The sequence below is a fragment of the Aminiphilus sp. genome (genome assembly GCF_029975095.1).
In the GTDB taxonomy this organism is placed as follows: Bacteria; Synergistota; Synergistia; order Synergistales; family Aminiphilaceae; genus Aminiphilus.
Genome location: NZ_JARKPW010000186.1, coordinates 1 through 24,700, shown reverse-complemented (window position 1 = coordinate 24,700; position 24,700 = coordinate 1). Strand labels below are relative to the sequence as shown.

Genomic DNA, 24,700 nt, shown 5'->3' with positions numbered 1-24,700 from the left:
GAATCCTTTTGGGTGTCAGGCCGGGGGGAGGCCTTCCTTTTCGCGGACCCGGGCGAGCATGTCCTCGGTCATGCGGTCCAGGTCGTATTCCGGGGCGAAGCCCCATTCCTCCCGGGCAGCGGTGCAGTCCAGCGAATCGGGCCACGATTCGGCGATGCTCTGTCGCAGGGGGTCCACGTTGTAGTCGAGGATGAACCCCGGGAGGAACTTCCGGATGGATCCGGCGATCTCCTCGGGGTCGAAGCTCATGGCGGAGATGTTGAAGGCGTTGCGGTGCACCAGCTTCGACGGGTCCGCCTCCATGAGCTGCACCACCGCGGCGAGGGCGTCGGGCATGTACATCATGTCCATATAGGTTCCGGCGGCGATGAAGCTGGTGTACCGTCCCTTTCGCACCGCGTCGTAGTAGATGTGCACGGCGTAATCTGTGGTGCCTCCGCCGGGGAGCGCCTCGTAGCTGATGAGACCGGGGAAGCGCAGGCCCCGCGTGTCCAGGCCGAACTTGCGGTGGTAGTAGTCACAGAGCAGTTCCAGGGTCACCTTGGCCACACCGTAGATGGTGGTTGGGCGCTGGATGGTGTCCTGGGGCGTGTTTTTCGACGGCGTGGAAGGGCCGAAGGCGGCGATGGAGCTGGGAAAGAAGAATGCCGCGCCGCATTCCCGGGCCACCTCCAGGGCCGTGGTGGAGCCTACTACGTTGATGTCCCAGGAGGCGCGAGGGTCACTCTCGCCCTTGGCGGAGAGCACTCCCGCGAGGTGGAGGATGCTGTCCGCACCGAAAGATTGCGCCAGTGCAGCGAAGGCGTTTCCGTCCCGCACGTCGAGCAGGGCGAAGGGGCCGCCCTCTCCCACGGGGCCGGAAAGGGGTTTTCGGGCCGTGGCGAGGACATTTTCCGCGCCGTAACGGCTCCGCAGGTAGGGGACGAGTTCCACGCCGATCTGTCCGCCCGCGCCGGTGACGAGGATGCGTTTCATGGAATGAGCCCCATTTCCCGGCCTACCGCGGCGAAACGGTCCACGGCGAGGCGGAGGTCGTCCTCGGAGTGCGCCGCCGAGACCATGGCCCGGATTCGGGCGGTTCCCTTGGGGACGGTGGGGTAGACGATGGCTGTGGCGAACACGCCGGCCTCGAAGAGTTTGGCGCTGAACGCCTTGGCGTCCGCCGCCTCGCCGATGATCACCGGCGTGATGGGCGTCTCGCTGGAGGCGGTGTCGAAGCCAAGGGCCTTGAGTTCTTTCTTGAGGAAATCGCCGTTATGCCAGAGTTTCTTCACCAGGTTCTCGCTCTCCTGGAGGATTTCCACGGCGGCGAGGTTCGCCGCCACGTCGGGAATGGTGAGGGCGCTGCTGAAGAGGTTCGGACGGGCCTTCTGGCGGAGGTAGTCCACAAGCGCGGCGCTTCCCGCTGCGACGCCGCCCATGACCCCGAAGGCCTTGGAGAGGGTCCCCACCTCCACATCCACCCGGCCGTGAAGGCCGAAATGGTCCACGATGCCCCGTCCGCCCCTGCCGAGAACGCCTTCACCGTGGGCGTCGTCCACCACGACGAGCACGCCTCGACGCTCGCAGATGTCCACGATCTCCGGAAGGCGCGCCACATCTCCGTCCATGGAGAAGACACCGTCCGTGACCAGAAGGGAACGCCCCTTGACGTCCCGATTCTCGTCGAGCTTTTTCTCCAGATCCGCCAGGTCGGAGTGGGCGTAACGCACCACCTTCGCTTTGGACAGGCGGCAGGCGTCGATGATGGAGGCGTGGTTGAGGGAGTCGCTGAAGATCACGTCCTCCGCGCTCGGGGCGAGGGTGGGGATGACCGCCAGGTTGGCGCAGAATCCCGACTGAACCACGATGGCGGCCTCCGCCCCCTTGAAGGCGGCGAGTTTCCGCTCCAGTTCGATGTGCGGGCTCATGGTCCCCGCGATGGTGCGCACCGCGCCGGGGCCCACTCCGTAGGCGTCCACATACTCCTTCACCTTCGCGACCAGCCGTGGGTCGTTACAAAGACCGAGATAATTGTTGGAGCAGAGATTGAGGTACTTCCTCCCCTCGATGGAGACCCAGGCTCCCTGAGGGCTCTCGATGGTGCGGATCGTTCCGTAGAGCCCGGCCTGTTTCATCGCGTCGAGCTCTTCCGTGAGAAAGGACATGGGAACGGCCATGAACATCACTCCCTGTCGCGTTTCGTTTTGTGTGTCTTCTCCAGTATGAAAAGAGAAGAGCGAGGGTGTCAATGGCGTATAATCGAAGGGGTTTTCGTATAATCGGCGGGGAGAAAATATAACGGAACCGAACGGAAACGAAGGGAGAACGAGCACATGGCGGGGGTGAACAGGGTCGACGGCACGAAGGAGAGTCTTTCCCTCGAAGAGCTGGCGGCGGGCATGAGCGGTGATACCTCCGCTCCTTACTACATCGCGGAGGTGCTCCGGGAGGCCATCTACCGAGGCATGCTGGAGGAGGGGCAACCGCTGCACCAGGCGCAGCTCGCCCAGCGGCTCGGCGTGAGTCCCATTCCCCTCCGGGAGGCACTGCGTCTTCTCGAGACGGAGGGACTCGTGCACTTTCAGGGATACCGCGGGGCCGTCGTGACGCCGCTCTCTCTGGAGGAGGCGGGAGAACTCTACGAAATGGTGACCGCTCTGGAGACGCACCTTCTGCGCATCGCCTTTCCGCGCATCACCCGTCGGGTGGTGGAGGACGCGGAACGGACCCTCCTCTCGATGGAGAACGAGCGGGACTGCCTCAAGTGGCGAGATCTGAACCAGATGTTCCACAACCTCTTCTACGAGCCCGCGGACCGGCCGCTCACGCTGGACGTGCTCGCCCGGCTCCGGCGGAAGACCGACCGGTACATCCGCATTCATCTCGCCTCGATGCGGGACGAGTCCCAGCGGCAGCACAAGGAGATTCTGAACGCGGTGGAGGCTCGGAACTGCGAGGCCGCCATCGAGGCACTGACGGCTCACCTGGCGTACACGTCCAACGATCTCCAGTCCTGTATGCGGCTGGAACATACCGCGGACAGGCGGCGGATTCGAGGGGGCTGAGGTGTGGGGCGCGGCGACGCCGAGGCGCTGGGCGGTGGTTGTGCCGCGCCTTGAGGAGGCCGAGATGCCCTGCGCGAAAGAGGAAAAAACGCGGCGCCACCTGCGGTCCGCGACAGGAAAATTCTTTCCGCGGCGTCTCCGAAGAGACGAGAAGGGAAGGAGACAAAAGAAGAAAGGAGAATGCCCGTGAAACCGAAGGTTCTCGTGACGCGCCGCATTCCCGAGGCGGGGCTCGCCCTGTTGCGGGAGCGAGTCGAGCTGGAAATCGGCCCCTCCGAGGGGTTCATGCCCCGGGAGGTGCTTCTGGCGAAACTGCCCCTCTTCGACGGCGTGCTCTGTCTCCTGAAGGACCGCATGGACCGGGAGGCCCTGGACGCGGCGGCGCGCCTCAAGGTGCTGAGCAACTACGGCGTCGGCTACGACAACATTGATGTTCCCTACGCGACGGCGAAGGGCATCGTGGTGACCAACACGCCGGACGTGCTCACCGAGGCCACGGCGGACATGACCTTTGCGCTGCTCCTCGCCGTGGCGCGGCGTCTCTCCGAGGCGGAGCGCATTGCCCGGGAGGGGAAATGGGTCTGGGCGCCGGACTTTCTGTTGGGTGCGGACCTGCACGGCGCTACCCTCGGCCTGGTGGGATTCGGTCGCATCGGCAAGGCCGTGGCCCGGCGGGCCAAGGGGTTCGGCATGCGGCTCCGCTATACTCTGGCCCGTCCCTCCGCCGAGGGGGACGAGCTGGGAGCGGTGCATGTGCCGGTGCCGGAAGACCTTCTGACGGAGAGCGATTTCGTCAGCCTGCACGTGCCTCTGGTGGCGGAGACGAGACACTTCATGAACGCCGAGCGGTTTCGCCGGATGAAGCCCGGGGCGATCTTCGTCAACACCGGTCGGGGCGGCCTGGTGGACCAGGAGGCGCTTGCCCGGGCGCTGAACGAGGGATGGATCGCCGGAGCGGGGTTGGATGTCTTCGATCCGGAGCCGCTTCCCGCGGAACACCCTCTCTTTCGGGCGAAGAACCTTCTTCCGGCGCCGCACATCGGGTCCGCCACGCCGGATGCCCGGAACGGCATGGCGGTCTGCGCCGCCACGAACCTCCTTGCCGTGCTGGAGGGACGAACGCCGCCGAATCCCGTTTTGGCCTGAGCACGAACACGAGAAGCGCGGCCTGTGCGGAGGCGTTTTCGTGGGTTTTGCGGCGATCTTTGCGCTGCGTCGTCGAAGGAGGCGGATTTTTTCGCGCTTGTGTCGCTCGTGTTCCGGCTTCCTTCATAGTGCATATGGCCTCTCTTTGGTGCATGGAGACAAGAACGACCGAGGGGATCTCGTCGAGATCCCCTCGGTCGTTGTTTCTTGTGATGTCTCGTGATGTGCTGAAGCGCGTGGAGCGTCAGCGAATGGCGTAGAGAACCCCCTCGGTGTCGCCGAAGAGGAGCAGTCCGTCCACGAGTATGGGGGCGGTCACGATCTCGCCGCTCGCCTTGTACGTCCAGAGTTTCCGACCGGAGCGCGCGTCCAGAGCGTAAAGGTTCCAGTCCGTGCCGCCCACGAAGACCACGCCGTTCGCGTGGGCCGGGGAGGACGTCACGGGGCCGCCCGTCGCGAAGGTCCAGCGCACGGCTCCTGTTGCGGCATCGAGGGCGTAGACGTTGCCGTCGTCACAGCCCACGAAGAGCGCGCCTCCCGCCACGGCGGGGGAGGAGGCGATGGGGCCCCCGAGAAGGGACTGCCACTTGGGAATGACCCCCTTGATCTGCACGGCATAAACCTTGCCGTCGAAACTCGCATACCAGACCCAGCCGCCCGAAGTGGCGGGAGAAGCGTCCACGGATCCCCCCGTGTAGGCGCCCCAGACTTCCTTGCCCGATGCGGTGTCGATGGCGCGGAAGCGTCCGTCGTGATCTCCGATGAAGAGGAGGTTGTCCGCCACGGCGGCGCTCCCGGCGAACCAGCGTTTTCCCTCGAAGGTCCACTTCACGTTTCCCGACGCGGCGTCGAGGGCGTAGAGCGTCCCCGCGAAGTTGCCGATGTAGACCGAGCCGCCCGTCACGGCGGGAGAGGCGAAGATGGCGTCTCCCGTGTTGGTGCTCCACTTGACCTTTCCGGATGCGGTGGAGAGAGCGTAGACCGTGCCGCCGTAGGTGCCGAAATAGGCGACGCCCCCCACGACCGCGGGTGAACCGAGGATGGAGCCGTCGGCCTTGAAGCTCCAGATGGGATTTCCCGTGCGGAGGTTCACCGCGAAAAACTCTCCTTCGGCATTGCCGAAGAAGACCACGTTCCCCACGACGGCGGGGGATCCTGTGATCTTGGAACTGGAGGGCAGCATCCAGGCGAGCTGTCCCGACGGCAGGGACGTCACCTGAAAATTCCCCGTGTTGCCCGGGTCGCCACGGAACTGGGGCACCGTGGTCCCCGCGAACGTGGGCAGGGCGAGGATGAGAAGAAACGCCGCGACAATGCACAATCGAAAGCCTCTGGCGCTCATGGTCGTACCTCCTTTCGAACTGCGTCGCCGAAAAGCGCGGCGACGGACCGGACATGACCGGCTTCCGGTGGTACGGAAAGGGTCAGGTCGGTACTTTTTCATACGTAGGAATATCATACTCCCCCTCGCAAAGGGAGACAACGCGCCATTTTCCCGAAGCGACGGCTTGCCGAAGCGAGGCGTCGTTCTTGTCACCGCCCGAGGGAGGTGCAGCGTCCCGCGAGTGCGAGGAGCGATTCCCGGACGCTCCTCGCCCGGTGTTCGTCCACAAGGGCGACGAGGCGGTCTCCGGCGAGGATCGTGGTCTCTCCAGAGGGAAGAATTTCGGCGGCGCCGCGGATGACGCTCACCAGGAGGCAGCGCCGGGGGAGGCGGATGTCCCGAATGCGCTCCCCGTCCAGAGCAGAGCCGGAGCAGACACTCACCTCCAGCAGAATTTTTCCCTCCGTCTCGGCCAGATAGTTCCGACGGTGCATCCGCCGGAGAAGGCGGGTGAGCAGCGACTCGTAGACGGGGCGGGCGCCGAGGAGTTCCGCCGTGACGGAGGCGACGAAGACCACGGCGGAGACACTCAGCAGATGGGAGAGGGAGCCCGTCATCTCCAGAATGAGGAGGATGCCCGTGAGCGGTGCCCGGACCACGGCGGCGAAGAATCCCGCCATGCCCACCACGAGAAAGTTCAGAAGATGGTCGCTGCCGGGAGGGAGGAAGGAGGATGCCGCCAGGGCGTACACGCTTCCCACCGCTCCGCCTATGGCGAGCATGGGGAAGAAGATACCCCCCGGCGCGCCGGAGCAGAAGCAGCGCAGGGTGAAGGCGAACTTTCCTGCGAGCAGGATCGCCGCGGCGGAAAGCGGTGTACCGCCCGCGGCGAGATGTTCGAGCAGCGCGTGCCCTCCGCCGAGGATGAACGGCAGAAGGGGACCGACGAGCAGTGCTCCTGCCGCGGGAATCAGGATGCGGAGTTCCGGAGGAATCCGGAGCCGTTCCGCGTAGAAAACCTGTCCCTCCAGGACAAGGCGGCAGAAAAGGGCGCCGCACAGGCCGAGAAGCACTCCAAGGGCGAGGAAATGTCCGTAGAAACGGAGGGGAAGATGCTCCAGCCGGGCGAAGTAAAGCACCGGCGAGAGGCCGAAGAAGCGCTTGGCCAGAAAATCCGCCGAGAGAGATGCCACCATGGCGGAGCCCAGAACGAAGGGCGAAAAGTTCTTGTGGACCTCCTCAAGGGCGAACATCACACCCGAGAGAGGGGCGTTGAAGGCGGCGGCAAGGCCGGCACTGGCGCCGGCGGTGACGAGGAAACGCTCTTCCACACGGTTTCTGCCGAGGAAACGGGAGAAACCCTTTGCCGCGGCGGCTCCGAGCTGCACCGACGGCCCTTCCCGTCCCAGGGAGAGCCCCATGCCCACCGCGAGGGCGCCTCCGACGAACTTGCCCAGGAGAACCCGTCCCCAGTTCATGGAGATCTGTCCCAGCAGTTCTCCCTCTACCTGAGGAATGCCGCTTCCCGAGAGGAGCGGCTCCGCCTTGACCATTCTCCCCAGCACGAGGGCACCGAGCATCCAGAAGGCGGCTACGAGAATTCCGGAGAAAAGAGTTCCGTCATGGAGTCCGGAGAGGACCGAGGCACCGAAATACTCCGCCTTCTGGAGGATGATGCGATAGAGGGTGGAAACGAGCCCCGCCGCGAGTCCCGCGGCAAGGCCCAGAAGCAGGAGGCGGAGCCGGAGGCTGCCGAAGTCGAGAAAGCGCGCCGCAGGTGGAGGCGCGGAATGTTCGTTCATGCGTTTTCTTTGCCTTTCGTCCGGGTGCAGGTATCACAGATTCCGTAAACGATGAGCTGTTTGCCCAGGACGGTGACGCCCTTGGGAACCTCGATGCGGGGAAGAGGCTGTCCCAGGAGACAGACCATGGCTCCGCAGGAAAGGCAGAGGAAATGAGGATGGTTGCCGGGGCATCCCGGCAACTCCGGGTCGGAGGCGCAGTAACGCCACTGGGCATCGATGCCCTGTGCCTTGTGAACCAGCCCGTGTTCCGTCAGGGATTCCAATGTTCGATAAAGCGTCACCTTGTCGCATTTCGGAATCTCCTCGGATCTGGCCGTGAGATCCGCGTGGGAGAGCGGGCGCCCCTCCCGGAGGAGCAGCACGAGCACTCCCTCCCGTATGGGAGTTGCCCGAAGTCCTGCCTGAAGCAGCATTTCCCGAGGCGTCACGCTGTTCCCTCCCTTTCCGTACCGTTTCGTCGACTCTCTCGTCCTCCTTGAGGGTAGCGCAAAAAGAAAGCCGGCGCAATGCGCCGGCTTTCTGCAGAGGCTTTTCGTTCAGCGGCGGGTGAAGCCGCACCGGGGATAGATACAGGAAGAGCAGGCGCGGCAGAGCCCCCCTACGCCCCAGGCGCGCACCTCCTTTTCCGTCGGAACGAGGCCGGCGAAGAGGCGATCCAGAAGCGGGTCGAGGGAAGTGCGCTCGTCGTGCACCACGCAGGCGGGAGCGCCCACCAATGCCGTCTTTCCCGCGAAGGCCAGCATGAGCATGGAGCCGGGAAGGACCGGAACGCCCCGGAAAAGCACGGTTTCCGCGACACTCCGAAGAGCTCCGGGGGTGACGTCGTCCGCATCGACGCTCATGCCGCCGGTACAGAGCACCAGGTCCGCCCCTTCCTCGCGGAAGGCCCGGATGGCGTCGGCGATTTCCTCCATGCGATCTCCGGCGATGCGCTGTCCAAGGATTCTTCCGCCGTAGGCTGCGACTTTGCGCTCCAGACGGGGAAGAAAGGCGTCCTTGTTTTTGCCGGAGCGGAATTCCTCGCCGGTAGTGACGAGTCCCACCGAGAGGGGAAGAAAGGGGTGCAGAGCCAGGGGTTTTGCCAGTGCTTCGGCCCGCTGCACCTGGATTTCCCGCACGGCGAGGGGCAGGACCCGAAGAGCTGCGACGCGCTCTCCGGAACGAACGGGAGTCAGCGGGGGCAATGTGGCGAGAATCCAGTCCGGATCATCGTTGATGGCGTCCACAAAGGTGGGGTCGAAGGCGAGAAGCCCCTCCGCGGTGGCGTGGAGTGCACAGCGTCCCTCGTCGGGGCCATCGAGGCGCAGTTCCGTTCCCCGAAGACGCCCGGCGAGGCGGATCGCCGCATCGTCCTCGTGCACCTCGTCCGGTTCGAGATCGAGGATGGAGAGGTGTTCCCGCCCCATGGCGCGAAGTTCGGGGAGGTCCTCCTCCCGCACGATCTGTCCTTTCTTGAATCGGGCTCCCTTATAGCCCGATGCAGGAACGATTTGGGTCAGGTCATGGGAAAGAGGCATACCGAGACAGTGCTCGACGGGAAGAACGCGAATCTTCATGGCTGATCTCCTCCTGCTGTGAAGACGTATCCTTGTGGTAGTATGGAAGATGCAAAATTTCTTTCCGAAACAGTCCATCCCCTTCCCCCCACTGCTTTCCGCACGTGGGAGAAAAGAAGGGAAGGAGACAGAACCTGCAATGGAGTTGCAACTCGGGCCGGTTCATTATACTCGGGCACAAGGGGAGATGTCCATGCTGCTCACTACGGTGACGGATGATCTCTGCGGCAAGGCGGATCTGCTCGGAGAGTGCGGACTCGCCCTCTATCTGGAGACGCCGCGGGGAACTGTTCTTTTCGATGCGGGGAGCGGCACGACGATCCTGGGGAACCTGAGAGCCCTCGGCTTTTCGCCCTCCGGAACGGATGCTCTCGTGTTGAGCCACGGCCACGCGGACCACGCCGGAGGCGTGCCGCAGCTCCTCTCCGTCGGTCTTTCCTGCCCTCTCTGGACTTCTCCGCGCGTCACCGACGCTCATTACGCCCGCCGGGATGGGATACCGCGCTATATGGGGCTGCATCTGGCTCCGGGGGCGCTGGCGGTGCGCCCCGTGACGGAACCGACGCAGGTTCTCTGCGACGTGTGGGCGTTCCCCGTTCCCGGGGAGAAGCGGGATCCCGATTTTGTTCCCTCCACGCCGCACCTGCTGTTGCGCGAGGGTGAGGAGTACGTCCCCGATCCCTTCGAGGACGAGCTGTCCCTGGTGGTGGAGGGTATCTTCGGAATCAGCGTCATTCTCGGGTGCGCCCACGCGGGAGTGGTGAACATCCTTGAGGCGGCAGCGGCTTTTTTCGGCACCCGCGCCTTTTATTCCGTCTCGGGAGGCATGCATCTGAAGGGGCAGAACGCGGTCTTTCTGGAACGCACCGTGGAGACCCTGCGGAGCCGTTTCGACGTGAAACACTGGCGTCCCTGCCATTGTACGGGTTTTACCGCGGCGGCACGACTTGCGGAAGCGATGGAATCCGTGGAGTGGGCGGCGTCGGGAAGCCGCGTGGAACTCTAGGGGAAAACGCCGACGGGATCGGGGTGTTTTTCAGGAAAGTCTCCGTGCGAAGGCGCTGCGACAGGCCCTGTCTCCGCGGTTCTACCGAGGGCGGAGAGGATACAATGGTGCGGAAGTTCTTCGGGCACATCCGGAAACAAAAACGGGGAAAGAGAGCAGAAGGAGGTTCAACGACATGAAAAAGCGCCTGGAAGGTATGCGGATTCTCATGTTCGTGGATGATGTCTACGAGGATCTGGAACTCTGGTATCCCAAGCTGCGCCTCGAAGAAGAGGGAGCCCGGGTGGTGGTGGCCGGCCCTGCGGCGGGCAAGGTCTACGACGGCAAGCACGGCTATCCCTGCAAGGCCGACACGGCCATCGACGACATGGCCGAGAACGATTTCGACGCTCTCGTGATCCCCGGAGGATTCGCGCCGGACAAGCTGCGCCGTCTCGAAAAAGTGAAAGATCTCACCCGACGTTTCCACGAGTCCGGAAAACTCGTGGCCCACATCTGTCACGCCGGGTGGATTCCCATCTCCGCGGGCATCATGAAGGGTTTCACCTGCACGTCCACGCCGGGCATCAGGGACGATCTGATCAATGCCGGAGCGGTCTGGGTGGACGAACCTCTTGTCATCGACCGGAACATGGTGTCCAGCCGCCGTCCCGACGATCTTCCCGACTTCTGCCGGGGTATTCTGTCGGTGCTCACGGGAGAACCTCTGTAACTGGAGAAATCCGGTAATGAGGGGAAGGCCTCCCGCATTACAAGCCTTGCGGAAGAGAGGCGACCGTGTGCCTCTCTCCACGGAGAAACGCTGCCACCGGAGATGCCGCGAAGGGACGGAAGACGATGACCGCACCGCAGGCAAGCCCCATCACGCTTTCGCTGTTCGACCTCTACAAGATCGGCCCTGGACCGTCCAGCTCCCACACCATCGGCCCCATGCGGGCGGGAGGACATTTCCGGCGCGCCCTTGCGGCGCTCTCCGCGGAGGAACTGCTCCGGGGCGAACGCATCGAAGTGCGACTCTACGGTTCCCTCAGCGCCACGGGGAAGGGACACGGCACGGACAGGGCCGTGCTGGCGGGACTTCTCGGCTTCGACCCGGAGCAGTGCGATGCCCGCGTTCTGGAGGATCTCGCCGAGGAGCCCAACAAAGCCCACAGGATCGCCGCGGGGAACCGGGAGTTCCTCTTTTCCCTCAACGACATCCGCTACGAGGGGACGATCCACAATTTTCCCTGGAACAACACTCTGATCATCGCCCTCCGGGGAGGGAGAGGTGCTTCAGAAGAGGCCGAGACGATCCTTCGGCACGTGTATTATTCCGTGGGGGGAGGCTTTCTGGTCGTGGAGGGGGAAGAGGACCCTCCTCGCCCCGCTCCTCCTCACCTCTACCGCACCATGGAGGAATTCTGCTCCCTGCTGCGGCGCACGAACCGCTCCCTGTCCGACCTGCTCCTCGACAACGAAAGAGCGCTCACCGGCATGGACGCTGCGGAGGTTTCCCGTCGTCTGGACCGGATTCTGGACGTCATGGAGGCCGCGGTGGACCTGGGGCTCCGTACCGAGGGCGTCCTTCCCGGCCCCATCGGGTTGCGACGAAAGGCGCCCATCCTCTTCCGCCGGAGCTATTCCCTGCAGAGCGACCCCAATCACGCGGTGGTGCTGCTCAACGCCTACGCCCTTGCTGCCGCCGAGGAGAACGCCGCCGGACACGTGGTGGTTACGGCGCCCACTCTGGGGTCGTCGGGGGTGCTTCCCGCCGTGGTGACCCTCATGGCCCGGCAGGGCAGGATTCCCAGGGAACTTCTCCGAGGGGGGCTTCTCGCCGCGGCGCTGGTGGGGTTTCTCGTGAAGACCGGGGCAAGTATCTCCGGTGCGGAAGTGGGGTGCCAGGGCGAGGTGGGAACCGCTTCGGCCATGGCAGCGGCGTTTCTCGCCCACGTAAACGGCTATCCCGTGTCGGTGCTGGAGAACGCTGCGGAAATCGCCCTGGAGCACCATCTGGGCATGACCTGCGATCCCGTGGGAGGATACGTGCAGATCCCCTGCATCGAACGGAACGCCATGGGGGCCGTCAAGGCCTACAATGCCTATCTCCTCGCCTCCTGCGGCGATCCTTCTGCCCAGAAGGTGCAGTTGGACCAGGTGATCCGGGCCCTCGCCGAGACGGGACGGGACATGTCCTCCCGGTACAAGGAGACCGCCGAAGGAGGATTGGCTGTGTGCTTCCCCCAGTGCTAGCGCTCCGGGAGCTGCGGGGTTGAAGGCCATGGGATTTCCGGCGCGGCGGAGCGCGGGGAAGGACGTCCCTTTCTGTACGGGTTTCGCTGCCCTGCGGGGCGTGACGTGCCGTCTGCTCCTCGGGGTGCTCCTTCTTCTCCTCGCGGGTCCTGGAGGTCGTTTGTCCCCCGGGCTCGCGGACGTCTCCGGAGAAACTCCCTTTGAAGCGAATGCCTCCTCCGGCGCGGACATCCTCTCGGGGGACGCCGGGGAGCGCGGTTCGATCCGCCTGCTCTTCGTCGGGGATATCATGGTGCACGCGCCGCAGCTCGAAGCGGCGAAACGAGTGACGCCGTCCCGCAAAGAAGAGGGAGGAAAGGGCGAGACGGTCTACGATTTTGCCCCCTTCTTCGCGGAGGTCCGTTCACTTCTCCGGAGCGCCGACCTGGCGGCGGGCAACCTGGAGACCACCCTGGGAGACCCCCGGAAGGGATACCGGGGCTATCCCTCCTTCAATTCCCCGGATTCCCTGGCGGAGGCTCTTCGGGACGCGGGGTTCGATCTGCTCTTCACCGCGAACAACCATTGCCTCGATTCGGGAGCTTCGGGACTTGTCCGTACCCTTCACGCCCTTGCCTCGGCGGATCTTTGCTCCACGGGGACCTTCGCCGCCGAAGCCTCTCGGGACATCCCCTGCATTGTCGAACGGGGAGGAATTGCCGTGGGCTTCCTCGCCTACACCTACGGGACCAACGGCATTCCCGTTCCCTCGGACCGCCCCTGGCTCGTGAACCTTCTGGACGAGACGCTCGTGAGCGCCGACGTGGCGGCGCTTCGCAAGGAGACGGACCTCCTGGTGGTGGCGTTTCATGTCGGCAACGAGTATGCCCGGCACCCTTCGGCGGCTCAGCGGCGCTTTGTTTCCCTGGCCCTTCGGAACGGTGCGGACATTGTTGTGGGAAGCCATCCTCACGTGCTTCAGCGTGTCTTCGTCTCCCGGGATGTGTCGCCCGTCTCCGGGGAAAGGGAAACGCCCCTCTCGGCGGACCGGATGACCGTGGTCGCCTATTCCCTGGGAAATTTCGTCTCGTTCCAGCGGACCGTGCCGCGGGACACCGGAGCGGTGCTCGGCATCGATGCCGCCCGGGACGACGACGGGGTGGTGCGCATCCGCCGGGTCTTCACCGTTCCCACCTGGGTTCAGGCGGCGCGGCGCAAGGAGGGACGGGAGATTCGCATCCTTCCTCTTCTGGACACGCTGGCCCGCCTCGACGCGGGAGAGAAACCGCGCATCTCCTCCGCGGAGGAGAAACGCATGCGGGCCGCTCTGGCGGAGGCGCTGGAGGCCCTTACGGGAAAGAAAACACCCCTTCCTCCGGAGGAAGGGGTGTGGGTGCTGTGGCAGCGAAGGGAGAAGCTGTATCCGACGCCGTCTCCCTGAGGGTGTTTCGTCAGGCGACTACCGAGGCGGTATAGCCCGCATCGTCCAGTGCGGCGAGCACGCCCTCCAGGTTTTCGGTGTTTACCAGGACCTGCTTTTTCTCAAGCAGAACCTGAATATCTTTCTCGTCGATGCGTTGCAGCGCTTCGGTGATGCGCCGGGCGCAGTGGCTGCAGGACATGTCCGGTACGGAGAGTACGTAGTGAGTCATACGGAGGAGCCTCCTTTTCATGGCATTTCACCGCATTGTTTTGTCGCCTTCGTCCCGCTTGTGGAAAAAGATGTCATGCGGGCGTCGGCGGTGCGTGTGCAGCTTTTTTTCGCAGGTCCTCTCCGTGATCGCGCAGTCCCCGTCGAGAGAGCGGGCGGTCTTTCGACGCACGTTGGGAGTCTGGATGTGCCGTGTCCGCCTCAGGCGCAGGAAACGTCCTCCTGCCTCCTGCCATGTTTCTGGGGCTCTTTGGAACATATGCGTGATGCGTAATGTCAATGTTCCCGGAGGCGAAAACTGTCGAATTTTGCACTCCCGCCAAAGGCAAAAAGAAACCCCTCGGAGTAGGGTCACTTGCGCAGGAGATCCTGGCTTTCCACCACGGACCGGCTGCCGAAGATCTCCATCCCGTCGGCGTACCAGTACAGCAGGGATGCGCTTCCGCCCCGCCAGTTCTTCGCCGTTCCCCGGAGCACCTTGTGGGTACTCGTGTTGGGGTGCTGCTGCCACGCCGGGGCCTCCGACGACAGCGTGGGGGAAAGAATCGCCGGAGAGACGGTGGCGAAGCAGAGAAGCGCCACCTTGCCGCTCGCGTAAACCACGCGCAGATCTCCGTAGCTGTCCGCCACAAGGCCCAGGTAGGTGCTCGAAATGTCCGGCTCTCCCAGTGCCTTTCGCACCGCCGCCAGTTCGCTGCCGAAGAAGACCCTGGGGAGGCCGTCCCAGCTCCCTCCGTAGAGGATGACATCCCGGAGCGAGAGCGGCGAGGGGGCCATGGCCGCGCTCGTCCCGGAGAGGAAGAGCAGTACCGCGAGGGCGCAACAGAGAAATCCCGCCGCGAAAAATCCTCGTCGTTTCACGAAAGATCCCTCCCTTCCGCGCATGTGTTTCCGTTTCATCCGCTCTTCGGCTTTCCTGGGCGCTTTTACGTCGGGCCGCTACGGCGCCGGTGTCGTCTCCGCCTGTCCCTCTTCGGAGACTTCCTCCTCATCCTCTTCCGGAAGCGGGTGCGTCTCCCGCCATTTGGCGACGACGGTCTCCAGGAGGGCCTGTTCCTCCGATGCGACGGGTCGGGTTTTCAGGGAAAGCCGGAGGCTCTCCATGTCCGAGGCTTCCGCACGGAGGGCATCCAGGGACTGAAGTACCGCCATGGCGGCGATCATGCCCTCGCCCATCTCCCCCGCCTCGTCGGGGCCGATGAGCTGGTCCCAGATGTCCCCCGCCTGGAGGAACTGAAGGATTTCCCGGGCGAGCACCTTCGCGTCGAGGAAGAGGAAGCCCTGGAGGTTCTTTTTCGCCAGGAGTTCCGCCAGGGCGGGATCGCTCTCCTGGGGAGTTGCGAGCTTCTGGGCGTCCAGGAAACCCGCGAGAAGGGTTGATCCCTTCACGGCGATGGTGACGGTGGCGGGAATGGACATGGAATAGACCGTGTCCCATCCCTCCACCTTGAGTTCCTCCAGCGGAAGCTGCTGTCCCCGGAGGAGTTCCGCCACGGTCGTGGCGATCTTCTTCGCCGCGTCTCCCGTCCCCTCGACGAGTGCGTAGGCTCCGGGAAGTGGAGCGGACATGAAGGAGGCGCCGCCGCCGATCACGACGGAGAAGGTCCGGGCCAGATTCCGCAGATCCCCCTCGGTGATACCGAACTGGCCGAGCATTCCAAGGGCCTGTTCCAGGCCGAACTTTGCCTCGTCGTCCCCGTAGGTGCGGATGATCTCCGCAAAGGCGTCATAGTTCACCGGCGTGGAGAGCGCGAGCAGCGTTTTCCCGCCTCCGAGGAGCGGCACGGGTTTGTCGAGAGGTGCGAATCCCCGGAGACGTTCCTCCGAGAGCATTGCTTTCGGAAGGTTGGTGTAGAAGCCGAAATTCAGCGCCTCGTCGCTCTTGTCGAACGCAAGCTCCATCTCCACGTGGGAGTTGAGGAAAATGGGCGTCGGTGCGGCGAGGAGGCCCATCTGGAGCAGACCGTTGTCGTGGAGGATGAGGTAGTTCCGGTCTGTGAATTTTCGGGTCGGGGCGAAGCGCCTGGCCGGATCGGCCAGAGCGGCGATGGAGCCGTCGATGTCCCGGGGCGTCATGCCCAGAAGGAGGAGATTTTCCTTTGCCGCCAGGGAAAGCCCCAGGAGAGGATGTTCCTCGTCGGTGGGGGAGATCCTGTAACAGGGGATTCCCAGAGGTGTCGGCGCGGGACCAGCGATGCGGAGACCGAAGTTTCCGGCGAACTCCAGGTCTTCCGAGGTGAGCGTTCCCCCGGCGATGCGCTTGAGGAGTTCCTCTCCTTCGGCAGTGAGGGAGAGCGCTCCCTGGACCTGCAGGACGCCCTTCCTGAGTCCTCCCGCGAAGGCTCCCGATTCCACGGGAAGGCTTGCGAGCCACTCCAGAGCCGCCGCCGCGTCCGGCTCCTCCTCCAGTGCCTCCCGGAAGGCTTTCGCAGCGAGAAGATCCTTGATCATGCCCTTGATGTCCCCTACGCGGGTCGCCACGTAGTAGGATTCGTCCGTCCAGCTTCCCAGTGCCTGGGCGGGGTCGAGGCGTTCCTGGCCGGACACCGGTGCGGCAAGAAGCAGAACGAGTGCGCACAGCACGGGGAAAACGAAGAGCCCTTCTCTTTTTCTCATGGTGCCACCTCCCGGAAGAAAGTCGTCGCAACCGGGATCAGCAAAGAGCCCGAAGCGTTGCGATCATGTCGCCATACGGATGAAGTGCCGCCGGTTGTTCTCTTGGCGTGCGGACCTCGAACAGGAATCTGGCGTCCCACCTCCTCCGTGGAATCGAAACTGCCTTCACTATAGAACTTTCGCGTCGCTTTCGCAAGGTTCCGCGACGTCGTGTCGCAGATCTGTCGCAGGTGTTTTTCGGTCAGTTCCCCAGAATGTTCTTGAGGATGGTTTCCTTGATGGTGTCCTCCAGCGAGGGCGACGGCTTGGGTTCCTGCGGCACCGGGGTGGGCTGCGGCGACGCTGTTTCCGGAACGGGTGTCACCTTCGGCTGTTCCTTCCCGGGAGCCACTTTGAGGTTTGACACACCGGGCGACGCGGGAGGTCCCTGCACGGTGCAGCTCACGTCCCGGAAATCCTGACTTCCGCCGCTCTGGGAAAATCCCGTGAGCGCACTCTGGAGGATGTCCCGGATGTTCTGGCCTCCGCCGAGGAGTCCTCCCTGGACACCCCCGAGAAGGGCGTTGATGACCTGAATGTTCACGTTTCCCTTCACGTCCAGGTTGAGCTTTTCCGCCGTCACTGTTCCCGTGGCACTGAGAGCGCGGTAGAGCGGGTCGTTCGGATACGGTTCGGCCTTCGTTCCCGGCAGGAGCGTGAGCGTTTCCTGCTGCACCTTGAAGGGGACGGTGAGGGTTTTGTAGCGGACACCTTGCGCGCCGTGCACGGCGGCGAGGAGGTTTACCCAGGAATAGCCCGTGACGGCTCCTTCCGCGGCGTCGAGGGTCCCCGTTCCGGAGAAGCTGCCCGAATCGGTGTTTCCCGTTCCCTTGAAGGTCAGGTGCGCCCGTCCTCCCACGCTTCCCCTGGAGCCCGCGGCGCTGCGGATGACCTGGTCCAGATTCGCGCCGGAGATATTCAGGGAGGTCTCCCATCCCCCCGAGGCGAGGTTCGCCCGAAGGGAGAGCGTCGCCGTGCCCTCGTGGAAGCGTGCCTTTCCGGAGGAGACGGCAAGGATGTTCTTGTCCACGGTGAAAGGAAGGGAGATCTCCGTGGCGGAGAGGCCGAAGGCTCCCGCCTGCGGGGAGGTGGCGCTGCCGGAGCCGCTCAGGATGCCTCCCTTGCGGGAGAGGGTCAGGGCGACGGCGGCCCGCCCGTTCACGCCCTTGCCCCGGAGGGCTTGCACGTCCTTCAGGAGATGGGCGAGATCGAGATCCTTTCCTTCGGCGCGCAGGTCGAAGGCCGTGTCGTCGCCCTCGGCGCGGAGGGTCCCTTCGGCGGTGAAGGGGGCGCCGTTCACCGTTGCCCGGGCGGAGGAGATCGTCACGTTCCAGGGGGAGGGGGCGCCGCTCTTTGCGGTGAAGGTGGCGGAGACAGCGGCATTCGCCAGGGAGAATGCCGCCACCGACAGCGCCGGCGAGGCGAGTTCCGTCGACCCGGCGAGATTTTCCGGAGGTCCCGAGACGGCGAAGGTCCCTTCCGCCTTGCCCGCGAGCGGCACCGGAAGGTCAAGGGCGGACGCGAGGGAGCCGAGGCCCACATCCTTGGCGCTGCCCTTCAGGTCCAGCGAGCCCGCATTCTTGCCGTCGGGAAGACCGACCTTGCCCGTAAGTGTGAGGGTGCCTCCGGCGAGGCCGGCGGTGGTGTTGTCGAGCAGGATCGCCGTTCCTTCGGTGCGGGCGTCCAGGGAGAGTTCGGTCAGGGCCAGTTTCTTCCACGCCAGGGACGCGGCCTGGATCTTCAACGGCCCCTGGAGGGAGGGCGTTCCGCCCGTGAGAGCGAAGGCGCCTCCGATTTTGAGCTGTCTCACCGAGAGGTTGCCCATCGCCTGGAGGGTCGGCGTGTGTGCCTCCAGCGTGCCCGTGAGGGCCTCGAGGTTTCCCTTGACGCTCCATGCCGCGCTCGCCGTTCCGGAGAGGGCATATTCACCGAGGGCGGGAAACATGCCCGCAAGGCCGCGGAGATCCACGCCGTCCACCCGTCCGGAGAGTTCCGCCACGGGAGCCTTGGGAAGGTTGCGCACCGTTCCGGCGGCGGAGAAGGTTCCGCCCCGCCAGAGGAAGGTCGCGCTCTTCAGGGAGAGCGTGTTCTTGGCGAAGGAAAACGTCGCGGAGGGTTTGGTGACGGGTTCTCCCCGGATCTGGATCTTTTCCGACGAGAGGGTCCCCGACAGGGTTGGTGCCGCGGAAGTGCCGCCGATCTGCAGTGCCGCGACGACGTTGCCCTCCATGGCGAGGTCGCCCGTTCCGGGTGCGAGGGCGGCGACCCGGGCCAGGTTCAGCGCGTTTCCCTTGAAGTCCAATTTCAGCACCGGGGTCTTCTCAAGCACAATCGTTCCTCCGAGGGAGAGCGGAGAGCCCAGCCCGTTGGAGCGGAAGGTCACGTGGAGTGTCTTTCCTCCCCGGACCTTGATCTCCCCCACTGTGTCGGCGAACTCCTGTCCCGAGAGAACGAGCCGCTTCGCCCGGAGGGTCACCCGTCCGTCGGGGGCGCCGCCTTTTCCGGAGAGCGCGAGCGTGACCTCGTCGAGGGTTCCCTGCGCCGCCTCCAGTTCGGGGAAAAGGCGCGCCAGTGAGGCCAGCGCGATGCCGGAGCCTTTGAGGGTGACCGTCATTTCCGGAGGCAGCTCCCGAAAGACGAAGGAGGCCTCTCCCGACAGGGGGATGCCGAAGGCGTTGCCCTTCAGGTCGTTGACGTGCAGCGTGTTCTCCAGAGAGGCGAAGGAAGCGGCCACGCCGTCCAGAGGAACGCCCGCGACGTTCCCTTTGTCGAGGGAGAGTTGCCCGAGCAGAACGGGTTTCTGCCACGTCCCCTCCGCCCGGAGGTGCAGGGAGAACGTGCCGGACAGTGGCCCCGGAAGGTCCGGCCAAAGGGCCGCCAGTTCCGCCCCATCCATGTCCTTGAACGTTCCTTCCAGCGCGAGGTGGGGCGCAACCGCTCCCGCGACGGCGACGGTGCCCTTGCCCACTCGAAGGTCGAGACGGGAAACGGCGAGTCTCTCCGCGGGAAGACGGAACGTCGCCGCGCCCGTCACGGGGAGCGCGCCGTAGGCGACGTCCAGCTCGGCTTCCAGAGTGTCCTCCCTGAAACGGAGAGAGAGCTCCCGAACCAGTACCGTGCCGAAGGGAGTTCGCACCGAGCTGTCCCGGAACGACACCGTTCCCAGCGGAAGCGTCCCCGCGGGTTCCCCACCTCCAAGGTCCTTCAGAAGCGCGTTTGTCGCGTCGGTGTCGATGTCCGCGCCGGAGACGGTCAGGGAGGAGACGAAGGGATTACCGGAGAGGATGGAGAAGAGTCCCACCCGGAGAGCGACTTCCTTTGCGGCAAAGACCTGTCCTCCGTTCTTGACGAGGCGTACGCCGCCGACGGTGTACCCGCGCAGCGGGTTTCCCGAGATGTGCTCCAGTTCGAGCGTGGCTCCCGTGGCGTTCGTCACGGTTTCTTGCGCGAGACGTCCCACCAGGTCCGTCGCCGCATCCGTGGTGAAAAGCAGCGCCGTTCCGCCTCCGGCGAAAACGAGGAGAAGCAGAAGAACCGTGCGCCATGTCTTTCCGGCCATGACGGCACCTCCTTTTTTGAAGCATGTGCGTTGCCGAGCTGTTTCGTCACTTGATACCATTCCGGATTATACCATGATGCCATACCCCCCATTCCTGTCCGTCCGCCCGGAGCGGGGGTGGAAGAGATGCGTGCGGCAAGGTGTGCAAAAAAGTTTACAATGCGTCCGGCGGCTGCCTGTGGCGATGAGCCGTACTTTCAGGAATGCCTTTTTGTGTTCGATCCACAGGTCCATGTCAAGGCAGCGGCTGGACTCCAGCCACGTCCCGCGTGGATTGCGACGTGCGGTGATTCGCGAGGCGTTCCATTCGGGAGGCCGCCGACAAAAGCCCTCTGTATGTTCCGGATCCGGGTGTTCCTTGCAAAAGGCCGTCGCGTTGCGTGAAGGTGTTGCACCGGGAGTTTTAAAGGCGAGGATGCTCGGAGAGGGACGGATCCCCTCTCTTCCGGAGAGGATCCTCGTCGGAAGAGAATGTGTTGCGGGATGTGGCGTGCCCCGACGGGGAGGCCCGGTTTTCCAGGTCCTCCCCGTCGTTTTCCGTTCATTCCTGGTCCGGTTTCTCCAGAGCCCGGGAGAAATCGGCGAGGATGTCCACCTCGTCCTCGATCCCGACGGAGACGCGCACCAGGCCGTCCCCGACACCCCATGCGTCGCGTTCTTCCTCGGGAACTCCGCGGTGGGAAGTCTTTCCGGGATGGGAGACGATGGTGGCCGTCGAGGCGAGGCTCGGCACGAGCTTGGCCAGGGAGAGCTTTCGGATGAACTGTTTCGCCTCCCTGCCGCCGCCGGGGAGTTCGAAGCTGAGCATCCCCCCGAACCCGGCGTCGCCGAAGAGGCGGGTCGCCAGGGGATGCCAGGGGGATGAGGGGAGTCCGGGGTAGTGAACCCGGGAAACCCTGGGTGACGCCTCCAGAAGGCGGGCAAGGGCGAGAGCGTTGACGGAGTGGGCTTTCATGCGCAGAGAGAGGGTGCGTGCCCCCCGGACGGCGAGCCAGGCGTCGAAGGGGCTCAGGGAGGCACCCCAGATGCTTCGGAGTCCCTTTGCCCTGTCGATGAAGGCTTTGGTTCCCGCGAGAACGCCTCCGATGACGTCGCTGTGCCCATTCAGGTATTTTGTGGCGCTCGACGCGACCCATGCGGCGCCCTGTTCCAGAGGACGGCAGAGCATGGGCGAGGCGAAGGTGTTGTCCACGCCGAGCAGGGCTCCGTTCCGGGCGGCGGTTTCAGCGAGGCGGGGAAGGTCCGTCACCTCCATGAGCGGATTGGAGATGGTCTCCACGTAGACCAGGCGTGTCTCGGGGCGGATCGCCTCTTCCACTGCGCCGGGGTCCGTCGCGTCCACGAGGGTCACCGCCACGCCCATGCGGGGCAGGTGGGAGGTGAGGAAGGAGTAGACGCCGCCGTAGAGGACCCGCCCTGCGACAACGTGGTCTCCCGGGGCGACGCCGGCGCTGATGGCGGTGACGATGGCGGCCATTCCCGAGGAGAACGCGGCCCCCGCCTCGCCTCCCTCCAGGCGTGCGTAGAGTTCCTCCAGTGCGTCGCAGGAAGGGTTTCCGAGGCGTGAATAGATGTGTCCCGGGGTTCTTCCTTCGTAGACGTCGTCCAGCTCTTCCAGGGAGTCGAAGCGGAAGACCGAGCTGGCATAGATGGGGGCCACCTCGGGCGGGGTGGTCCCCTTTTCTCCCGAGCGCCCGCCGTGGACAGTGAGCGTCGCGATGCGGAGGGGCAGTGTGTCGTGGTCGTTCATGATCATCCTCCTCCTTGAAAAGAAAAGCGATGAGTGGATTCGGGCACGCCGGCCTTCCGGCGGGGTGCCTCGCCTCGACCGGAACGGGCGTTCGGGTTCCTCGGCCGAGGACACGCGGGAACATTATCGTATGCTCCAAAGGGGTGCGTCAAACCGAAAGAGACGAAGGCGCGACGTCTTCGGTATGATGGGATGGTTGCAGCGGGCGTACAAAGGAAGAGAAGGTACGAAGAGGACAAGGGTTCTTCTCCTTTCTCCGGAGAGTGCGGGAGAAGGCCGAGGAAAGGAGCGAACGGAATGGTGGCCTGCAAAGGATATTTCGACGGCGCATCCCGGGGAAATCCCGGTCCCGCCGGAGCCGGTGCGTGGATAGAGGGGCCGGACGGGAACTGTCTCTGGGAGGCGGCACGCCCCCTGGGCGTGCGGACCAACAACGAGGCGGAGTACGAGGCGCTTCTTCTCCTTCTCGAAGAGGTGGCGCGGAGAGGGCTGAAGGAGCTGCTCGTTCTCGGAGACAGCCGGCTGGTGATCTGTCAGATGCAGGGGGTGTGGAAGATCAGGGAAGAGCGCCTGCGGGAACTCGCCGACCGGGCACGGAGTCTCGTCCGGGGGCGCTCCGTGCGCTACGAATGGGTTCCTCGGGAGCGGAACGCCCGGGCGGATCGCCTGTCCAACAGGGCACTCGACGAGAGCGGTGGAGGAGCGGGGAAGACTTTCTCCGTCTCTCCGGAAAAGTCCGGCCTTGCAGTTCCGGAATGGCTCGAACCGCTGGGAGCCCCCGGAGAAAAGCCCGCTGCGGACGGCGGGGAACCGGTGGTTCTGGAGTCGGTGGAGCCCCACATCTACCTCGCCCGGGGAAGCGAAACCTACGCGGTGGACACGCTGCACCGGGCCTGTACCTGCCGAGGGTTTCTCTTTCGCAGGGCGTGCCGCCATCTTCGGGCGGCCCTCGACAGGGAGGCGGCGGAGACGCGTGCCGCGGCGACCCCACCGGAGATCTCCGTTTTCGGGGACGTGGAAGAACCTTCGCGGTGATCTCCGTCGGCCCGGCCCGAAGCGGCGGTGTTTGCTCCGGATTTCTTCTGTTTCATGCGTGAGGGTTTTTCTCAAACTCTCACGCAATGCTTTTGCGATGCATCGTTGTCCGATGATATACTTGATTTTGCAAAAGCAATGTTATTGCGAAAGACTGCCGGCCCGGGTTGCTGCGGAAAAGGAAGGTGATGCGGGATGTCTCCGCCCAGAGTACTCGTTGTGGAAGATGAGCTGATCATCGCCGAGGACATGAAACGGCGGCTCGAAAAGCTCGGATACGACGTGGACGATGTGGTCCTGTCCGGAAAGGAGCTTTTTGAACGCATCCGGAAGGAACGTCCCGACGTGATTCTCATGGACATCCATCTCGGCGGTGAAACCGACGGTGTGGATCTCGCGGCGAAACTCCGGGAGGTGGAAGACATTCCCGTCATCTTCGTCACGGCCTATGCCGACGAGGAGACGGTGGAGCGTGCCAAGGAAAGTGCTCCTTTCGGGTATGTCATCAAGCCTGTGAAGGACGGAGATCTCCGCACCTCCATCGAAATCGCGCTCTACAAGCACGCCATGGAGAAAAGGCTCCGCGACAGCGAGGAGCGCTTCCGCGACCTCTTCATTCATACGTTCGCGGGTGTGCTGGTGCTGGAGCCCGGTGAGACCGGCTTCACCGTGAAGGACCTCAATCCCGCCGCGCTCGCGCTGGGAGGAATGAGCGAGGATGTCCGGGGAAAACGTGTCGAGGAGTGTCTGGAGGATGCGGCGTCTCCCGAGCTTCTTGCGCTGCTCGATCGGGTCTGGAGAAGAGGCGTGAGCGAGACCGTCACGCTCTCGCGGTACCGGGACGGGGAGATCGTTTCCTGGAGAGAGTACCACGCGTATCATGCCGCCTTGGGAGAAATGGGACTCGTCATCCGGGACGTGACGGAGCGGAAACGCACGGAAGAGATGCTCCGGCGGCGCACCCACGACCTGGAACAACGGGTTCGCGTGGAAGACTGCCTTGCGGAGGTGCTCTCCGTGCTGGCCGAGGATATCCTTCCTTTTTCGCGCAAACTGGAGAAGATCGTGCGGCTTCTTCCCCGGGGGGTCCATTTTTCCGACGAGGCGGGGGTCCGTATCGTGCTGGGGAGCGAGCAGTACCGGACGGAGAATTTCTTCGCCACGCTCTGGGGTGTTTCGCGCCCGCTCCTCGTTCGGGGGCGACAGGTGGGAAGCCTGGAGATCCACGCTCTGGCGGAGAAACCGCCCCTCTACGAGGGCCCCCTCCTGCGGGAGGAAGTGGTCTTCCTCGATCGTGTCGCGGAGTACCTGACGTGGGCAGTGCGTACCGAGGAGAACAGAAAGCGGTTTTCCCGGGAAATGGAGTACCTGCAGGCGACACTCAATGCGTCGGAGGTCCCCCAGCTCGTGGTGGATCGAAACGGTGCGGCGGTGTATCTCAACAACGCCTTTGAGGCCGCTACGGGGCTTTCCCTGGAGGAACTCCGCTTTCGGGACATCTGGGACGCCGTTCGTGTCCGGGGCGAGCAGGATGTGGTCTGCGACACCGAAGGGGTTCGGAAATCCTTTCGGGACGTTTGCGAGACGGGCGCTCCCGAGGAATTGCCCGACGCATTTTCCCTCTTTCCCTGCCGGGGCGACGGCAGATGCCGGGTGCTTCGGATGACACCGCTGTGGGGAATGGCCCAGGAAATGCTGGGAGTGCTTTTTTCCCTCGTGTTTCCCGGAGTGCATGAAGTGCGTTTGCCCGGGGAGGAGGGGAGCGATCCTCATGAGCGGCGAAGGTAGAGAACAGGAACGGTCGAGGGCTTTTCTGGAGAACTCCATCGAAAAGCTCCTTGCGGAGGTCGATGCCTACTCCCTCGGCGAGGATGGTCTGAGCGGCGTCGAGGCGGTGGATGCCTTCTTCGAGATCCAGATCACCCGGGACAAACTCAAGGCCTTCGTGGATC

The 24,700-nt window shown here is 64.2% G+C and carries 20 protein-coding genes; 9 read left to right on the top strand and 11 right to left on the bottom strand.

Translation table 11 applies throughout. The features are described 5' to 3' along the window. Nucleotides 1-15 precede the first annotated feature (15 nt). Nucleotides 16-975, bottom strand: a complete 960-nt coding sequence (locus Q1K49_RS11825; RefSeq protein WP_300526224.1) for an NAD-dependent epimerase/dehydratase family protein — start codon at nucleotides 973-975, stop codon at nucleotides 16-18. Further along, nucleotides 972-2,159 carry a glycine C-acetyltransferase gene (locus Q1K49_RS11820; RefSeq protein WP_300526223.1) on the bottom strand — a complete coding sequence of 396 codons (1,188 nt, stop codon included), beginning with the start codon at nucleotides 2,157-2,159 and terminating at the stop codon, nucleotides 972-974. Before Q1K49_RS11820 ends, Q1K49_RS11825 begins: the two co-directional genes overlap by 4 nt. Before the next feature lie 156 nt (nucleotides 2,160-2,315). On the opposite strand from Q1K49_RS11820, the gene Q1K49_RS11815 reads away from it, so the two are divergent. Both Q1K49_RS11815 and Q1K49_RS11810 read left to right on the top strand, forming a co-directional pair. After that, on the top strand, nucleotides 2,316-3,047 hold the full coding sequence (locus Q1K49_RS11815) for a GntR family transcriptional regulator (RefSeq protein ID WP_300526221.1): 732 nt from the start codon (nucleotides 2,316-2,318) through the stop codon (nucleotides 3,045-3,047). Between the two features lie 180 nt (nucleotides 3,048-3,227). Continuing rightward, nucleotides 3,228-4,193: a D-glycerate dehydrogenase gene (locus Q1K49_RS11810; RefSeq protein ID WP_300526220.1), complete on the top strand. Its 966-nt coding sequence runs from the start codon at nucleotides 3,228-3,230 to the stop codon at nucleotides 4,191-4,193. A gap of 244 nt (nucleotides 4,194-4,437) precedes the next feature. Here the strand turns inward: Q1K49_RS11810 and Q1K49_RS11805 are convergent, their stop codons facing one another. The 4 genes from Q1K49_RS11805 to Q1K49_RS11790 all read right to left on the bottom strand — a co-directional run bounded on the left by Q1K49_RS11805 (nucleotide 4,438) and on the right by Q1K49_RS11790 (nucleotide 8,878). Beyond that, on the bottom strand, nucleotides 4,438-5,535 hold the full coding sequence (locus Q1K49_RS11805; protein WP_300526219.1) for a PQQ-binding-like beta-propeller repeat protein: 1,098 nt from the start codon (nucleotides 5,533-5,535) through the stop codon (nucleotides 4,438-4,440). A gap of 191 nt (nucleotides 5,536-5,726) precedes the next feature. After that, the gene (locus tag Q1K49_RS11800) at nucleotides 5,727-7,319 is read right to left on the bottom strand and encodes a ClC family H(+)/Cl(-) exchange transporter (RefSeq protein WP_300526218.1); all 1,593 of its coding nucleotides are present in this window, start codon (nucleotides 7,317-7,319) and stop codon (nucleotides 5,727-5,729) included. Next, nucleotides 7,316-7,750, bottom strand: a complete 435-nt coding sequence (locus Q1K49_RS11795) for a transcriptional repressor (protein WP_300526216.1) — start codon at nucleotides 7,748-7,750, stop codon at nucleotides 7,316-7,318. Before Q1K49_RS11795 ends, Q1K49_RS11800 begins: the two co-directional genes overlap by 4 nt. Before the next feature lie 108 nt (nucleotides 7,751-7,858). Continuing rightward, nucleotides 7,859-8,878 carry a molybdopterin-binding protein gene (locus tag Q1K49_RS11790; protein WP_300526215.1) on the bottom strand — a complete coding sequence of 340 codons (1,020 nt, stop codon included), beginning with the start codon at nucleotides 8,876-8,878 and terminating at the stop codon, nucleotides 7,859-7,861. 139 nt (nucleotides 8,879-9,017) lie between these two features. Here Q1K49_RS11790 and Q1K49_RS11785 point away from each other — a divergent pair, with 139 nt between their 5' ends. From Q1K49_RS11785 to Q1K49_RS11770, 4 genes are all read left to right on the top strand, one after another. Then, nucleotides 9,018-9,884 (top strand): MBL fold metallo-hydrolase, encoded by an 867-nt coding sequence (locus tag Q1K49_RS11785; RefSeq protein WP_300526214.1) that lies wholly within the window; start codon nucleotides 9,018-9,020, stop codon nucleotides 9,882-9,884. Nucleotides 9,885-10,059: 175 nt separating this feature from the next. Further along, entirely contained in the window at nucleotides 10,060-10,596 is a 537-nt protein-coding gene (locus Q1K49_RS11780) for a type 1 glutamine amidotransferase domain-containing protein (RefSeq protein ID WP_300526213.1), read from the top strand. Between the two features lie 125 nt (nucleotides 10,597-10,721). Further along, entirely contained in the window at nucleotides 10,722-12,119 is a 1,398-nt protein-coding gene (locus Q1K49_RS11775; protein ID WP_213692277.1) for an L-serine ammonia-lyase, read from the top strand. Nucleotides 12,120-12,147: 28 nt separating this feature from the next. Then, complete coding sequence (locus Q1K49_RS11770) at nucleotides 12,148-13,539, top strand: CapA family protein (protein WP_300526276.1); 1,392 nt, start codon at nucleotides 12,148-12,150, stop codon at nucleotides 13,537-13,539. 10 nt (nucleotides 13,540-13,549) lie between these two features. On the opposite strand, the gene Q1K49_RS11765 is transcribed toward Q1K49_RS11770, so the two are convergent. The 5 genes from Q1K49_RS11765 to Q1K49_RS11745 form a co-directional block, all read right to left on the bottom strand. Continuing rightward, on the bottom strand, nucleotides 13,550-13,750 hold the full coding sequence (locus Q1K49_RS11765) for a heavy-metal-associated domain-containing protein (protein ID WP_300526210.1): 201 nt from the start codon (nucleotides 13,748-13,750) through the stop codon (nucleotides 13,550-13,552). A 350-nt stretch (nucleotides 13,751-14,100) separates the two neighbouring features. Next, entirely contained in the window at nucleotides 14,101-14,610 is a 510-nt protein-coding gene (locus tag Q1K49_RS11760) for a hypothetical protein (RefSeq protein ID WP_300526208.1), read from the bottom strand. A 78-nt stretch (nucleotides 14,611-14,688) separates the two neighbouring features. Beyond that, nucleotides 14,689-16,365: a hypothetical protein gene (locus tag Q1K49_RS11755; RefSeq protein WP_300526206.1), complete on the bottom strand. Its 1,677-nt coding sequence runs from the start codon at nucleotides 16,363-16,365 to the stop codon at nucleotides 14,689-14,691. Nucleotides 16,366-16,606: 241 nt separating this feature from the next. Next, on the bottom strand, nucleotides 16,607-19,963 hold the full coding sequence (locus Q1K49_RS11750) for an AsmA-like C-terminal region-containing protein (protein WP_300526205.1): 3,357 nt from the start codon (nucleotides 19,961-19,963) through the stop codon (nucleotides 16,607-16,609). Between the two features lie 541 nt (nucleotides 19,964-20,504). Then, nucleotides 20,505-21,713 carry an aminotransferase class I/II-fold pyridoxal phosphate-dependent enzyme gene (locus tag Q1K49_RS11745; RefSeq protein WP_300526203.1) on the bottom strand — a complete coding sequence of 403 codons (1,209 nt, stop codon included), beginning with the start codon at nucleotides 21,711-21,713 and terminating at the stop codon, nucleotides 20,505-20,507. A 297-nt stretch (nucleotides 21,714-22,010) separates the two neighbouring features. On the opposite strand from Q1K49_RS11745, the gene Q1K49_RS11740 reads away from it, so the two are divergent. The 3 genes from Q1K49_RS11740 to Q1K49_RS11730 form a co-directional block, all read left to right on the top strand. Then, complete coding sequence (locus Q1K49_RS11740; RefSeq protein WP_300526202.1) at nucleotides 22,011-22,748, top strand: ribonuclease HI family protein; 738 nt, start codon at nucleotides 22,011-22,013, stop codon at nucleotides 22,746-22,748. 195 nt (nucleotides 22,749-22,943) lie between these two features. Next, complete coding sequence (locus tag Q1K49_RS11735) at nucleotides 22,944-24,536, top strand: response regulator (protein WP_300526200.1); 1,593 nt, start codon at nucleotides 22,944-22,946, stop codon at nucleotides 24,534-24,536. Beyond that, a partial coding sequence (locus Q1K49_RS11730) for a hypothetical protein (protein WP_300526198.1) occupies nucleotides 24,520-24,700 on the top strand: 181 nt, incomplete at its 3' end. The genes Q1K49_RS11735 and Q1K49_RS11730, both read left to right, overlap by 17 nt.